Origin of the sequence: Aminobacter niigataensis (genome assembly GCF_946995915.1) — a bacterium.
Taxonomy (GTDB): domain Bacteria; phylum Pseudomonadota; class Alphaproteobacteria; order Rhizobiales; family Rhizobiaceae; genus Aminobacter; species Aminobacter niigataensis.
Window position 1 is genome coordinate 4,026,775 of the sequence record NZ_OX341517.1, and the last position, 12,768, is coordinate 4,039,542.

At 62.8% G+C, this 12,768-nt stretch carries 13 protein-coding genes and 2 tRNA genes; 7 read left to right on the forward strand and 8 right to left on the reverse strand.

Annotated elements, in window-relative coordinates; genetic code table 11:
• The first annotated feature begins 58 nt into the window (after nucleotides 1-58).
• A complete protein-coding gene (locus O1Y97_RS19620) occupies nucleotides 59-1,231 on the forward strand; it encodes a cystathionine beta-lyase (protein ID WP_318762088.1) in 1,173 nt (390 codons plus the stop codon).
• 88 nt (nucleotides 1,232-1,319) lie between these two features.
• Nucleotides 1,320-1,829, forward strand: coding sequence for a cupin domain-containing protein (locus O1Y97_RS19625; RefSeq protein ID WP_183262129.1), 510 nt, complete (start codon nucleotides 1,320-1,322; stop codon nucleotides 1,827-1,829).
• A gap of 73 nt (nucleotides 1,830-1,902) precedes the next feature.
• Here O1Y97_RS19625 and O1Y97_RS19630 read toward each other — a convergent pair whose 3' ends face one another.
• The 5 genes from O1Y97_RS19630 to O1Y97_RS19650 all read right to left on the reverse strand — a co-directional run bounded on the left by O1Y97_RS19630 (nucleotide 1,903) and on the right by O1Y97_RS19650 (nucleotide 5,432).
• Nucleotides 1,903-2,526, reverse strand: a complete 624-nt coding sequence (locus O1Y97_RS19630) for a helix-turn-helix domain-containing protein (RefSeq protein WP_318762089.1) — start codon at nucleotides 2,524-2,526, stop codon at nucleotides 1,903-1,905.
• A gap of 161 nt (nucleotides 2,527-2,687) precedes the next feature.
• Nucleotides 2,688-2,927, reverse strand: a complete 240-nt coding sequence (locus tag O1Y97_RS19635) for a hypothetical protein (protein WP_108608656.1) — start codon at nucleotides 2,925-2,927, stop codon at nucleotides 2,688-2,690.
• Nucleotides 2,928-2,956: 29 nt separating this feature from the next.
• Nucleotides 2,957-4,450 (reverse strand): ammonium transporter, encoded by a 1,494-nt coding sequence (locus tag O1Y97_RS19640; protein ID WP_318762090.1) that lies wholly within the window; start codon nucleotides 4,448-4,450, stop codon nucleotides 2,957-2,959.
• 555 nt (nucleotides 4,451-5,005) lie between these two features.
• Nucleotides 5,006-5,082: transfer RNA gene (locus O1Y97_RS19645), tRNA-Arg, on the reverse strand.
• Between the two features lie 44 nt (nucleotides 5,083-5,126).
• The gene (locus O1Y97_RS19650; RefSeq protein WP_183262132.1) at nucleotides 5,127-5,432 is read right to left on the reverse strand and encodes an ETC complex I subunit; all 306 of its coding nucleotides are present in this window, start codon (nucleotides 5,430-5,432) and stop codon (nucleotides 5,127-5,129) included.
• A 158-nt stretch (nucleotides 5,433-5,590) separates the two neighbouring features.
• Between O1Y97_RS19650 and O1Y97_RS19655 the strand changes: the two genes are divergently transcribed.
• Nucleotides 5,591-5,667, forward strand: a tRNA-Pro gene (locus O1Y97_RS19655).
• A gap of 173 nt (nucleotides 5,668-5,840) precedes the next feature.
• Here the strand turns inward: O1Y97_RS19655 and O1Y97_RS19660 are convergent.
• From O1Y97_RS19660 to araD, 3 genes are all read right to left on the reverse strand, one after another.
• On the reverse strand, nucleotides 5,841-6,554 hold the full coding sequence (locus O1Y97_RS19660) for a FadR/GntR family transcriptional regulator (protein ID WP_159091672.1): 714 nt from the start codon (nucleotides 6,552-6,554) through the stop codon (nucleotides 5,841-5,843).
• Between the two features lie 115 nt (nucleotides 6,555-6,669).
• On the reverse strand, nucleotides 6,670-7,587 hold the full coding sequence (locus tag O1Y97_RS19665) for a dihydrodipicolinate synthase family protein (protein ID WP_108609961.1): 918 nt from the start codon (nucleotides 7,585-7,587) through the stop codon (nucleotides 6,670-6,672).
• An 11-nt stretch (nucleotides 7,588-7,598) separates the two neighbouring features.
• Nucleotides 7,599-9,380 carry an L-arabinonate dehydratase gene (gene araD, locus O1Y97_RS19670; RefSeq protein ID WP_404801204.1) on the reverse strand — a complete coding sequence of 594 codons (1,782 nt, stop codon included), beginning with the start codon at nucleotides 9,378-9,380 and terminating at the stop codon, nucleotides 7,599-7,601.
• 209 nt (nucleotides 9,381-9,589) lie between these two features.
• Between araD and O1Y97_RS19675 the strand changes: the two genes are divergently transcribed.
• The 4 genes from O1Y97_RS19675 (at nucleotide 9,590) to O1Y97_RS19690 (ending at nucleotide 12,747) form a co-directional block, all read left to right on the forward strand.
• Nucleotides 9,590-9,763, forward strand: a complete 174-nt coding sequence (locus O1Y97_RS19675; RefSeq protein ID WP_159091673.1) for a hypothetical protein — start codon at nucleotides 9,590-9,592, stop codon at nucleotides 9,761-9,763.
• Between the two features lie 74 nt (nucleotides 9,764-9,837).
• Nucleotides 9,838-10,842, forward strand: a complete 1,005-nt coding sequence (locus tag O1Y97_RS19680) for a TRAP transporter substrate-binding protein (RefSeq protein ID WP_318762092.1) — start codon at nucleotides 9,838-9,840, stop codon at nucleotides 10,840-10,842.
• Between the two features lie 82 nt (nucleotides 10,843-10,924).
• A complete protein-coding gene (locus O1Y97_RS19685; protein WP_108608662.1) occupies nucleotides 10,925-11,470 on the forward strand; it encodes a TRAP transporter small permease in 546 nt (181 codons plus the stop codon).
• Nucleotides 11,467-12,747, forward strand: a complete 1,281-nt coding sequence (locus O1Y97_RS19690) for a TRAP transporter large permease (protein WP_318762093.1) — start codon at nucleotides 11,467-11,469, stop codon at nucleotides 12,745-12,747. Before O1Y97_RS19685 ends, O1Y97_RS19690 begins: the two co-directional genes overlap by 4 nt.
• Nucleotides 12,748-12,768 lie beyond the last annotated feature (21 nt).

Consider the following 12,768-nt stretch of genomic DNA (forward strand, 5'->3'; position numbering starts at 1 on the left):
TTGCGCCGGCCCAGTCGGCGCACTATGGCTGGCGTCTTCGCTGAAAGGGTGCGGATTCATGACTCGAGACAACGGCAGGATCAAAGGCGTCAACACGCGGCTCGCGCATTCCGGGCACGATCCACACGGCTTTCATGGCTTTGTCAATCCGCCGGTCGTCCACGCCTCGACGGTTCTTTATCCCAACGCTGCAACGATGGCGGCGCGTGCTCAAAAATACACATATGGCACCCGCGGAACGCCGACGACGGATGCCCTTTGCGCGGCCATCGACGAACTGGAAGGCTCGGCCGGCACCATCGCCGTGCCTTCGGGGCTTGCGGCCGTCACCATCCCCCTGCTTGGCTTCCTCTCGGCCGGCGACCACATCCTGATCACGGATTCCGTCTACCACCCGACGCGCCACTTCGCCGACACCATGCTCAAGCGTCTCGGTGTCGAGGTCGACTACTACGATCCGCATGTCGGCGCGGGCATCGCCGCCCTCATCAAGCCGAACACCAAGGTGGTGCTCACCGAATCGCCCGCATCGAACACATTCGAGATCCAGGATATTCCGGCCATATCAAAGGCAGCCCATGCCGCCGGTGCGATCGTCATGATGGACAACACCTGGGCCACGCCGCTCTATTTCAAGGCGCTCGATTTCGGCGTCGACGTCACCATCCACGCGGCGACCAAATACCCCGCCGGCCATTCCGATGTGCTGAGCGGCACGGTTTCAGCAAACGCCGACTGCTGGCCCAGGCTTCGCGAGGCGTTCTTCACGCTTGGCTGCTGCGCCGGTCCCGACGACGTCTACCAGGTGCTGCGCGGCCTGCGCACCATGGGTGTTCGGCTCGCCCATCACGAAAAGAGCGCGCTGGACATCGCGCGCTGGCTCGAAGGCCAGCCGGGCGTGGCCCGCGTGCTGCACCCAGGGCTCGAAAGCCACCCCGACCATGAATTGTTCAAGCGCGACTTCGGCGGCTCCAGCGGCATCTTCTCCGCGGTGCTGTCCGGCGGCGGCCAGAACAAGGCACACGCCTTCCTCGACGCGCTCGAGATCTTCGGCCTGGGCTATTCCTGGGGTGGTTTCGAGAGCTTGGCTGTGCCGGTCAACCTCAGCGACCGCAAGGTGGTCACCCCTTATGAGGGCCCGATCATCCGCCTGCAGATCGGGCTTGAAGATGTCGCCGACCTCAAGGAAGATATTGCGGCCGGGCTGCAAGCCGCCAACGCGGCGGAGTGAAGCCATCAGGCTCTCGATGCCGAACCAGCACCAGACGACAGCCTGAGGCACCGCGACAAGGACAGATTGAAATTCCGCGAGGAAGAACATGACCACGTCCGACCGCCCCGCCGAGATCGCCCACTGGACCGAAGTCGAGCGCCCCGACGGCGAGACCTTTTCCGGTACTGACGAGTTGCGGGCCCTCGGCGCGCCGCTTGCCACTCATTTCGGCTTGCAGCGGCTTGGCATCCACCATGTCCGGCTGCCGCCGGGCCGGCGCACGTCGTTCCCTCACGCCGAAAGTCTGGAGGAGGAGTTCGTCCACGTGCTGGAGGGTGAGCCCGACGTCTGGCTCGATGGCCTCCTGCATCGCCTGAAGCCGGGCGATTCCGTCGGCTTTCCCGCGGGCACCGGACTGGCGCACAGCTTCCTTAACAACACAGATGCCGAGGTGCGGCTTCTGGTGGTCGGCGAGACCGCCAAGGCCGAAAACCGCATCGTCTATCCCGTCAATCCCGAGCGCAAGGCAATGCGCGACGACTGGTGGGACGACGCGCCTCAGCGGATCCTCGGCGACCATGACGGAGTGCCCGACCGGTGGCGGTCCAAGCGTTGAAAATTGGCCAGCGCCAAGAAAAGATGGCGGGCCAGGAACACGAACAGATCCGTACGATGCGAAGTGGCGCGCTCTATCTGTACGAAATTACGGACAGAAAACGGACCGGCAGCCGTCCCAACTGCTCCGGCCCATGTGGCGAATGGCCTGTGAAGTGCAGGCTGTCGCCGGGCCCCATGACATAACGCTTCGAGCCGATCCGGTAGGTCATCTCACCCTCCAACAGGTAGAGAAACTCCATTCCGAAATGCTCGAGCGATGGAAGGGTGTCCGTCTCCCGGTCCATGGTGAAGAGGTAGGTTTCTACCGTCAAGTTGTTCGGCTGGGAGTCAAAATAGCCAAGCAGCTTGTAGTGGTGGCCAGCACGGCTATCGCACTTTTCGACCGCAATTTCGTCCCCGGCAGGGACGAAGACGGCGTTCTCCTCGTACTCGCAACGGCGCAGAAACGTCGTGAGCGGGACATCAAGCGCCCGCGACAGCGCCTGGAGTGTGCCCAACGACGCGGAAATCACCCCGTTTTCGATTTTCGACATCATGCCGACGGAGATGCAAGCGACACCTGCGAGATCGGCTGCGGTCATGCCAAGACGCTTGCGGCAGGCGCGCACTTCCATTCCAATTGCTAGCTGCAGCCGATCCTCGCCGGGTTCATTGGCAACATCCAGGCTCTGGTCCGGCGAAACCGACGTAAACATCTTGGCATCTTTCGCTGTTGGCAATGCATAGCCTCTTTCCGCCGTGGCCTAGGCGGCCGGTCAAAAGGGTGAACTGAACCGCGAGCGCGCCGCCCGGAGGTAACGCACGCCCTTGGCGCAACACGCCCAGCAGACAATTCCGCTGGGCGTGTTTTGCTTCTTCAGACCGATTCGGGCGGCCGTCGCGGTTTGCCATCCGCCGAGATGCAACGCGTGATGCCGTGACGGCGGTAATACTCCGCCGCTTCCCGCATTTCCCGGTCCTCATCGACGATGCAGCGATAGTGCCACCAGAGCCAGAAGCAGACGGCGGCTGCCACCAGCAGCCATTCGAACCCCTGGAAGGGGTAGAAGGCACCGATGGTGTCGAGATTGGTCCAATCAGTCAGTCCGGTTTCCATAGCTTGGGTCTCCTCCAATTGGTTGACAGTCAGAAACGCGCAGCTTCGTTGCGCTCAACCGCTTCGAATTCGGTGACCACGCCGGCGCCGTAGGGATAGATGTCCCGGTTATGCCAAGTGTCGGCGCCTGCCAGTTCCACTTCGAAAGGTTCACGCAGGATGCCCATGCGCTGCAGCACCTTGGCCACCACCCACGTGGCAAGAAAGCCAAACAGCCCGAAGGTGAGAATCGCACCGATGATCATGCCAATCGGATTGATCGCCGGATCTCCCGCCGGCGTCGTGCCCAGCCATCCAACCGAGCCTGCCCAGTTCTGCACATCGGGCGCGGCTGGTGCGGCGGGATAACCCCACAGGACGAAACCGCAGACAATGAGCCCCCAAACGCCCGCATAGCCGTGAACCGCAATAGCCCCGACCGGATCGTCGATGCGAAAACGGCGCTCGACATAATGATGAAGCTTGAACGCGATCGCCGCGCCGGAAGCGCCGATGAACATTGAAATCAGCGGATGGTAGAGATCATTACCCGCCGAGGCAGCGATGATGCCGGCAAGGCCCCCGGACAGCGTCCAGAACGGATCGCCGCGGCTGACCACGCAAGCCGCCATCAGACCACCAGCCAGCGACATCAGGAAGTTGAAGGTGATGGCCGAGAGCGTCGTGGGCGTTCCATAGATCGTCGTCGCAGCGAAGCGGACAGTTTCGGCGTCGCGGCTCACATCGACGATCGGAATGTTGCACGCCGCATAGAAGCCCCAGAACCCCGTGTAGATGATGAACAGGCCAAGGACCGACAGGAAGGAGTTGTGCGGCTTGATTTCCCGAACCTCGCCGTTTGGACCAAACTTGCCGATGCGAGGTCCCAGCACGATCGTCAAAGCCAGACAGGCACCGCCGGCGATGGCATGAATGACTCCCGATGCGTAAGCGTCGTGATAGCCGAGCAACTGCGTCGTCCAGCCCGTGGCGTTCCAGCCCCAGGACGCATGCCAGATCCAGGTGATCGATCCAACCAGGACGGACAGGATCATGAAGGCGCCGGTTCGTACCCGTTCAATCGCCACCCCGGAAAGGATGGCGCTCATCACCCACGAAAACAGCAGGAATGCCGCCCAGAAAACGCCCTGTATGTTGTCCTGGAAATTGGGGCCCATCTGCTCTGCCCAAGGCAGTGCCGCAGCCGTTGCCGCATTGGATATGACGCCGCCGAAAAGAAACGGCCCGTTGTTGAACGCCCAGTAGATCCACCAGGCAAACAGGAACCAGGTGACGGTCACAAGTGCCAGACTCATCGTGTGGCGGACCAAAGTCTGATTGAGATTCTTGGGGCGGGTCACGCCGAATTCATAGGCGAGCAGGCCGGCATGGATGAGAAACATCATGACGACCGTGACCCAATAGTAAAACTCGGTAAAAATTGTCGTTAGAGCAGTTAGTTCGTTGTTCATATGGTCCCCTGACATTTCTATTTCTATGGGCGACAGACAACAGTCGGCCCGTCGACCAAGCGCATGGCGCAATGGTCGAACAGCTCCTCCCCAGGGCGGCGGCGGACACCTGAAATGACTTATGGCTTGCTCGGCTCGATGACGCGGCCAGCCACAGCTCTATTCATGGTCATTTGACGGAAGTGATGGACGCTAGACTTCAGAAGAATGCCATCGCGAGCGAGGCATTGGACACGCACCCAAAGCGTCAGAACCGCTTCCGAACGATACGCGACGGCCTCCTTACGTCAGCGTAAGAGAAGGGCCGTCCCTTGGTGTGTATCGAGGCGCAGGTCGTCCTGCACGATAGGAAGTTTACTTTCCTATCAGTGGAAATCAACTGGTCAGTACTGATTATTTTGGAATTGGCAGGGGATGCCTACTTCGCACATCCAGAGGCAGACGGATCACGCCTTCGACGGGCTACAACACGAGCGCCAATTGCTGCTGCAGGATCACCTCAAGGCCGGACTGCTGCCGCGCTTGAAGTGATCAACATTTTAACCTTACCCGGAAATCAAGAGGCCGCCATGAAGGCGGCGGTGGGCGGGCCGAAAACTTCCATGGAATCAACGGCTGAAAATAGATTGGCGATCCCGACAGGATTCGAACCTGTGACCATCGGCTTAGAAGGCCGGTGCTCTATCCAACTGAGCTACGGGACCGCTGGCCGGCCCGTGTCAGGCCGGCATGACCATGCCTCAGGTCGTCAGTGCGTCCAGGGCGTCCTGCGGTCATAGCGGAAATTGTCGGAGTAGGAAATCTGCCGGCGCTTGGCTTCCTTGGGCTCCTGCACGCGGAAGGCGATGCCTTCGCGCTCGGCGTAAGCCACCGCCTCTTCGCGGGTCTCGAAGGTCAGGCGGATCTGGCTCCTCATGTCGCCGGAGCTGGTGTAGCCCATCAGCGGATCGATCTTCTTCGGCTTCTCGGCGTCGAATTCGAGCACCCAGTGCCCGGTCTTGGCTTTGCCCGACTGCATGGCGGTCTTGGCGGGGCTGAAAATTCGCGCGGACATAATTCCCTCACTCGTGAGTCCGCAGCGTGCGCGGACATCCAGATGCGCCCGTCATTTACTGCGCAATCGTCATTGCTGCAAGGCGAAAGCCGGTTTCCGCTTTTTTGCCCTTGCCATGTCGAGCGGAAGCCACTAGGCACGGCGTCGAAATGTGATTTCGGAGTGTAGCGCAGTCTGGTAGCGCATCTGGTTTGGGACCAGAGGGTCGGGAGTTCGAATCTCTCCACTCCGACCATTCAAGACCTTGCAATCCCCCCGCCATACATAGTCAACGCTCGACTGCCAGAAGGCACCGCGCGCAACAGCGCGACGCCGCTCGTCCCTAGCTCGTTGGCGATCAGCGCTGGATATGGACGGCTGCAAAGGACGCGGCCGCAGCCGGGAGAGACCAATGCGGCTCGCCAGCCCTCAGGTCTTCGGGGACTTGAAATTGCGCTGATAGGTGTCCTGGATCAGCTTGCGCGAGGCTTCCTCAGCGCCCGCCTCATCCTTGGCCTCGATCGCGATGGCAATCGCCTCATGCATGGACAGCGAGTGGCCTATGCCACCGAAGGCGCGCATCGTCTTGGGGATACTCACGGTGAGTGCGGCGCGTATCACCGACGAAACAGGCAACAGGAAGCGGTTGTGGGCGGCCTGGATGATCTGAAGGTGAAAGGCAATGTCGGCCTCGACCGACTGCCGTTCGTCGTCATACTGGCGCGACATCGCCTCGAAGGCGCGGCGAATGCCGGCCCGGTCGGCAGCGGTCGAGCGACGCGCGGCCAAGCCGGCGGCCATCGGCTCGATGGACAGACGAATCTCGAACAGTTCCTCGGCAAGTGTTCCGCTGCTTTCGGAATCGTCCTGCCACGACAGGACGGTGGGATCGAGCGTGTTCCACCGATCGGCCGGCAGGACACGCGTGCCCATGCGCGGCTTGGCCTCGATGAATCCCTTGGTCGACAGGATCTTCAGCGCCTCGCGCAGCGTCGTGCGGCTGACCTGCAGGCTCGACAGCAGTTCCAGTTCCTTCGGCAGCATGTCGCCCGGCTTGAGATCGCCGCGCGTGATGCGGCGGCCGATCTCGGCGGCGATCTGCGCCGGCAAGCCGCGTTCCTGCATCAGCATTGGCTTGGTCATGGCACCCGGTCCCGACATGGATTTTTGGCCGTAACAGCCGGCACGGCACAGCGCGCCGGAAATCTCGCTGGCGCGCTGTCATAATTCACAGCATTGGCAGCAATTCAACCAGCGCTTACGCGATGGTCCTGCGTTGCAGAGGCCCGAGGTCGGCGGCGAAGCGATCGATCATCGCAAGCCCGGTCGCGTTCGGACGCAGCGCGGGGCCGCGATCGTGGACGGTCAATCCCGTGCGCAGGGCAAACAGACGCTTGCCGTAGCACAGCAGGTTCTCCAGCCCCTGCATGGTCGAGACGACAGCCGGAAGCATCCTGCGATAGGTCGCCAGCGCACCTTCTTCGTCGCCGGCACGGAAGCTGTCATAGGCTGCGACCGCATAGTCGATGCAATCGGGCGCAAGGATCAGGCCACGGCAGCCGATGCGCAGATTATCGAGCATCTCCAGCCCGGCCCGACCGTTGAAGATCGGCAGCTTTCCGCCGGTCGCCTCGACCAGGCCGGCGATGTCGACCACCGGCCCCTCGCCTTTCACCAACTGGATGTTCGGATGCTGGCGCACGAGATCGCTGATTTCGGTCGAGCTCAGCCCGCGGCCCATGAAGGCCGGCGCATTCTGGATGGCGACCGGCAGATCGGTCGCCTCGGCAACGCGACCGAAGAAGCGGATGTATTCGGCCGCACCATATTGGCCGACCATCGGCGGCTGCAGGATCAGCCAATCCGCGCCGACGCTTTCGGCATGGCGGACCTGGGCGATCTGCTCGGCGACGGACGAGCCGAAGACGGTCAGCGCCAGCGGCACCCGACCGCCGGTGTCTTCGGCGATCCAGTCCATGACGGTCCGACGCTCGGCTTCGGTCAGCTTGGACACTTCGGTGGCAAGGCCGAGCGCCGCCATGCCATGGACACCGGCCGACAGGCAAACCTCGACCTGACGTCGCATCGCGGCACGGTCGAGCCGCTCCTGCTCATCGAACAGCGCGTAGAGGATGGCGTGAATGCCGTGCATCTCGGCTACCGGAAAACCGGACATCGGCATCTCCCTCAATGGCTTTCGCGCGGCACGTCGTGGCCGCGGCAGCCGACCAGGAAATCGAGGTCCGCACCGCGGTCGGCCTGCATGACGCGCTCGACATAGAGGCTCTGATAGCCACCCTGCATGTCAGGCACCGGCGGGGTCCAGCGCTCACGGCGGCGGGCAAGTTCATCGTCCGACACTTCGAGATGCAGTCGGCGGCTCTCGACGTCGAGCTCGATCATGTCGCCGTCCTCGATCAGCGCGAGCGGGCCACCGACAGCCGCTTCGGGCGCGGCATGCAGCACGACGGTGCCAAAGGCGGTGCCCGACATGCGCGCGTCCGAAATGCGAACCATGTCGCGCACGCCCTTCTCCAGCAGCTTCTGCGGCAGCGCCATGTTGCCGACCTCGGCCATGCCCGGATAACCCTTGGGGCCGCAATTCTTGAGCACCATCACACAGGTCTCGTCGATGTCGAGCGCCGGGTCGTCGACCCGTGCCTTGTAGTGCTCGATGCTCTCGAAGACGACGGCGCGGCCGCGGTGGCGCATCAATTCGGGCGATGCGGCCGAAGGCTTCAGGATCGCGCCATTGGGGGCAAGGTTGCCGCGCAGGACGGCGATGCCGCCCTGCGAAGTCAGCGCCTTGTCGCGCGGCAGGATGACCTCGTCGTTGAAATTCTCGGCGCCGGCGATGTTTTCGCCCACCGTCCTGCCGGTCACCGTCAAGGCGTCGAGATCGAGCAGGTCGGCGATTTCCTTCATCACAGCCGGCAGGCCACCGGCGTAGCAGAATTCTTCCATCAGGAACTTGCCGGATGGCATCAGGTTGAGGATGGTCGGGATGTCGCGGCCGTAGCGATCCCAGTCGTCCAGCGAAAGCTCGGCACCGATGCGCCCGGCAATCGCCAGCAGGTGGACGACGGCATTGGTCGAGCCACCGATGGCGCCGTTGATGCGGATCGCATTGGCGAAGGCCTTGAGCGTGAGGATCTTGGATAGGCGCAGGTCTTCCTTGACCATCTCGACGATGCGCCGCCCCGAAAGGCGGGCGAGCCGAGCGCGGTGCGCATCGACCGCCGGATAGGCGGCGTTGCCCGGCAGGGCCAGGCCGAGCGATTCCACCATCGACGCCATGGTCGAGGCGGTGCCCATGGTCATGCAGTGGCCGGGCGAGCGCGACATGGCGCTCTCGGCGGCGGCGAATTCCTGTTCGGTCATGACACCGGCGCGCACGTCCTCGGAGAATTTCCAGACGTCGGTGCCAGAGCCGATGGCCTTGCCGCGGAAGCGGCCGTTGAGCATCGGCCCGCCGGAGACGACGATCGCCGGCACGTCGCAAGAAGCCGCGCCCATCACCAGCGACGGCGTGGTCTTGTCGCAGCCGGCCATCAGCACCACGCCGTCCATCGGGTTGCCGCGAATGGCTTCCTCGACATCCATCGAGGCGAGATTGCGGAACAGCATGGCGGTCGGGCGCAGGTTCGACTCACCGCAGGAGAAGACAGGGAACTCGAGCGGCAAGCCGCCGGCTTCCAGGATACCGGCCTTGACGTGCTCGACCAGCCCGCGGAAGTGGGCGTTGCAAGGCGTGAGTTCGGAGAAGGTGTTGCAGATGCCGATCACCGGGCGGCCGTCGAAGGCATCGTCCGGCAGGCCGTTGTTCTTCATCCAGCTGCGGTGGATGAAGGCATCCTTGCCGAAGCCTCCGAACCAGGCCTGAGAACGCAATTTCCGTGTCACGTCTTGTCTATCCCGTTGTTGATCGGTGCCGTGCGGCACCGATGGCTTGAACGCGCCTGCGGCCATTCTTGGCCCGCTCGCGCAGACGCCGGAACTGCGGGATGACGGCGATGGATGTCCCCGGCAAGCGTGCCGGCACTCCTCCTCGCGCTGCCCTCCCTTGAGCCGACGCATGCGACGCTCGATCCCACAAGCAGTCAAGCAATCAGTCTTGTTTTCTCTTATAATCGGAGTTATTGGGGCGTCAAGAGCATCCAGTTTGCCTGGGAGGGCGCGTGACCGAGTTCGTTTCGTGGAATGCCGGAGATGCGGCGATCGCAGGCATTGCGGTCCGCCACATCGGGCTGTCGGCGCCCGCCGTTTCCGCCGGCCAGAATGAGTGCTCGACGGCTCGGGCGCGGCACACGGTCGCGCACCGCAAGGCGCAATCGCCCAGGCCTATGAGTTGATCCAATCGGGGATGGCGCAATCCCGCCACCACCCCGGTCATCGCCCGAAATCAAAACCCAAGAGAGGAGTTAACATGCGTCTCAAAGCGCTCGCATTCACGCTGGCTGCAGCCGTCAGCCTCATCGGCCTCGCCGGCCAGGCATCGGCCGCCCGCCTCGGGCATGGCATGCCGGCAGAGCACCCGCAGGCCGTCGCCATGAAGAAGTTCGCCGAAGACGTCGCCAAGGCGACCGAAAACCGCGTCGAGATCCAGGTCTTCGACGGCGGCATCCTCGGCGGCGACGACAAGATGCTACAGGCTGCACAGAGCGGCACGCTCGAACTCTACATCGGCGGAGTCGCGCCGCTTTCCGGCAAGATCAAGGAAGTCCAGATCTTCGACTTCCCGTTCATGTTTGCCAATCGCGAAGAAGCCGGCGCCGTGTTGAACGGCCCGATCGGCCGCAAGATGCTGGACCGCATGTCGGAAATCGGCCTGACCGGTCTCGCCTGGAGCGAATTCGGCTTCCGCAACCTGACCAACGGCGAAAAGCCGATCAAGTCGGTCGACGACATTTCGGGCCTGAAGCTGCGCGTCATGCAGAACCCGGTGGCTCTCGACACCTGGAAGGCACTCGGCGCCAACGCCGTGACGATGTCGTTCTCGGAAGTCTTCTCGGCGCTCGAGACCAAGGCGCTGGACGGCCAGGAAAACCCGCTGGCCCACATCTACGCCAACCGCATCTACGAAGTGCAGAAGTACATCACGATGACCAACCACGTTTATTCGCCGGTGGCCATCGTCGCTTCCAAGACCTGGTTCGAAGGCCTGTCGGAAGCTGACCGCAAGGCGGTCATGACGGCTGCTGCCGACGCTTCGGCCTACCAGGCCAAGCTGATTGCCGAAAACGACGGCAAGATCACCGACCAGCTCAAGGCAACCGGTGTCGAGATCGATGCCATGCCGGAAGCCGAACTCGCCAAGATGCGCGAAATCGTCAAGCCGGTGGTCGACAAATACACCGCCTCGGTCGGCGCCGATTTCGTGACGGAGTTCACGGCCGCCGTCGAAGCCGCGCGCAAGGGCGCAGCCAACTGACGCACAAGCCAGGTGATGCCGCAGGCGGGAACGCCTGCGGCATCACTGCATGCGTCCCTGATCCATTCGGGAGGTCCGAACAATGCCGCGTCTGGTAGACAGATTTTTTCACCTGCTTGAAGCCGTCATGGTGGTCTGCATGGCCGGCATGTTCGTGATGGTGCTCGGCAACGTCATCTTGCGCGCCGGGTTCAACACCGGCATCGACATCTCCGAAGAGCTCCCCCGCTTCCTGTTCATCTGGCTGACCTTCATCGGGGCTGTGGTAGCGATGCGGGAGAACCGGCACCTCGGCGTCGACACCGTCGTTCTGGCGCTGCCTGTCAGGTGGAGGCGGCTATGCTGGATGATCTCCCAGATCCTGATCTTCGTCTGCAGCGTCTACATCTTCGTCGGCACCTTCATGCAGCACGAGATCAACGCCAGCACCATTTCCACCGTCATGCAGTTGCCCATGAGCTGGGTCTACGACGTAACGCTCGTGACCGGCGCCCTGATGGCTGCGCTCTGCATCCACAATCTGGTTCGTTTCGCGCGCGGCCAAGTCCGCGACGACGAACTCATTCAGGTCGAGGAAGAAGGCATGCATGACGTCGATTCCAGCGTTGAGGCGGCGCGCAAGTCATGACCATCCTTATCTTCGTCGTTTCCCTGCTCGCCGCGATGGCGATCGGCATGCCGGTCGCGTTGGCCCTCATCGTCTCGGGCCTGGCCCTGATGTTCCACATGGGCATGACCGACCCCCAGATCATCGTGCAGAACATGTGGGACGGCGCCAACAGCTTCCCGCTTCTCGCCGTGCCGTTCTTTATGCTGGCGGGCGAATTCATGAACGCCGGCGGCATCACCCGGCGCATCATCCACATGGCAATGGCCTGGGTGGGACACCTGCGCGGTGGCCTGGGCTTCGTGGCGATCGGCGCTGCCGTCGTCATGGCATCGCTCTCCGGTTCGGCCGTTGCCGATACCGCAGCTCTGGCCGCGGTGCTGCTGCCGATGATGCGGCAGGCCGGCTACGATCCCTACCGTTCCGGCGGCCTGATCGCTGCCGGCGGCATCATCGCCCCCGTCATCCCGCCGTCGATCGGCATGATCCTCTACGGCGTGGCGGCCCAGGTTTCGATCTCCAAGCTGTTCCTCGCCGGCATCGTGCCTGGCATCCTGATGGGTACATCGCTGCTGCTGACGTGGATGTACGTCGCGCGCAAGGACAAGATCGAGGTGGCTGCCAAGCCGCCACTAAGGGAGCGGCTTAGCCTCACGCTCGAGAGCTTCTGGGGCCTGATGTTGCCGGTCATCATCATCGGCGGCCTCAAGTTCGGCTTCTTCACGCCGACCGAAGCTGCAGTCGTGGCGGCCGTCTACGCCCTGATCATCGGCCTGTTCGTCAATCGCGAACTGAAGTTCGGCCAGCTCTACGGCCTCATGCTCAACGCCGCCAAAACCACCTCGGTGGTGATGTTCCTCGTGGCTGCGGCTTCGGTCTCGGCCTGGCTGATCGCGGCGGCCAACATGCCAGCCCAGATGGTTGCGCTGCTGGAGCCGATCATGGACAACCAGATGCTGCTCATCCTGGTGCTGATGGTGCTGGTGCTGATCGTCGGCAGCGCGCTCGACTTCGCGCCCACCATCCTGATCCTGACCCCGGTGCTGGTGCCGGTGCTGAAGCAGGCCGGCATCGACCCGGTCTATTTCGGCGTGCTGTTCATCATGAACAACGCGATCGGGCTGATCACCCCGCCCGTCGGCACCGTGCTCAACGTCGTGTGCGGCGTCGGCAACATGCGGATGGGCAAGCTGATGAAGCGCATCTGGCCGTTCCTGCTGGCCGAGACCGTGGTGCTGTTCCTGCTCGTGCTGTTCCCTGAACTTGTGATGGCGCCGATGCGCTGGATGAGCCAGTGACGCCGGCCGCGCTTCTTCCGA

Bases quoted from the DNA above. Each gene is read 5' to 3' on its own strand.
- O1Y97_RS19620 (WP_318762088.1), top strand. From the start codon at position 59: ATGACTCGAGACAACGGCAGGATCAAAGGCGTCAACACGCGGCTCGCG.
- O1Y97_RS19625 (WP_183262129.1), top strand. From the start codon at position 1,320: ATGACCACGTCCGACCGCCCCGCCGAGATCGCCCACTGGACCGAAGTC.
- O1Y97_RS19630 (WP_318762089.1), bottom strand. From the start codon at position 2,526: ATGTTTACGTCGGTTTCGCCGGACCAGAGCCTGGATGTTGCCAATGAA.
- O1Y97_RS19635 (WP_108608656.1), bottom strand. From the start codon at position 2,927: ATGGAAACCGGACTGACTGATTGGACCAATCTCGACACCATCGGTGCC.
- O1Y97_RS19650 (WP_183262132.1), bottom strand. From the start codon at position 5,432: ATGTCCGCGCGAATTTTCAGCCCCGCCAAGACCGCCATGCAGTCGGGC.
- O1Y97_RS19660 (WP_159091672.1), bottom strand. From the start codon at position 6,554: ATGACCAAGCCAATGCTGATGCAGGAACGCGGCTTGCCGGCGCAGATC.
- O1Y97_RS19665 (WP_108609961.1), bottom strand. From the start codon at position 7,587: ATGTCCGGTTTTCCGGTAGCCGAGATGCACGGCATTCACGCCATCCTC.
- araD (WP_404801204.1), bottom strand. From the start codon at position 9,380: ATGGCCGCAGGCGCGTTCAAGCCATCGGTGCCGCACGGCACCGATCAA.
- O1Y97_RS19680 (WP_318762092.1), top strand. From the start codon at position 9,838: ATGCGTCTCAAAGCGCTCGCATTCACGCTGGCTGCAGCCGTCAGCCTC.
- O1Y97_RS19685 (WP_108608662.1), top strand. From the start codon at position 10,925: ATGCCGCGTCTGGTAGACAGATTTTTTCACCTGCTTGAAGCCGTCATG.
- O1Y97_RS19690 (WP_318762093.1), top strand. From the start codon at position 11,467: ATGACCATCCTTATCTTCGTCGTTTCCCTGCTCGCCGCGATGGCGATC.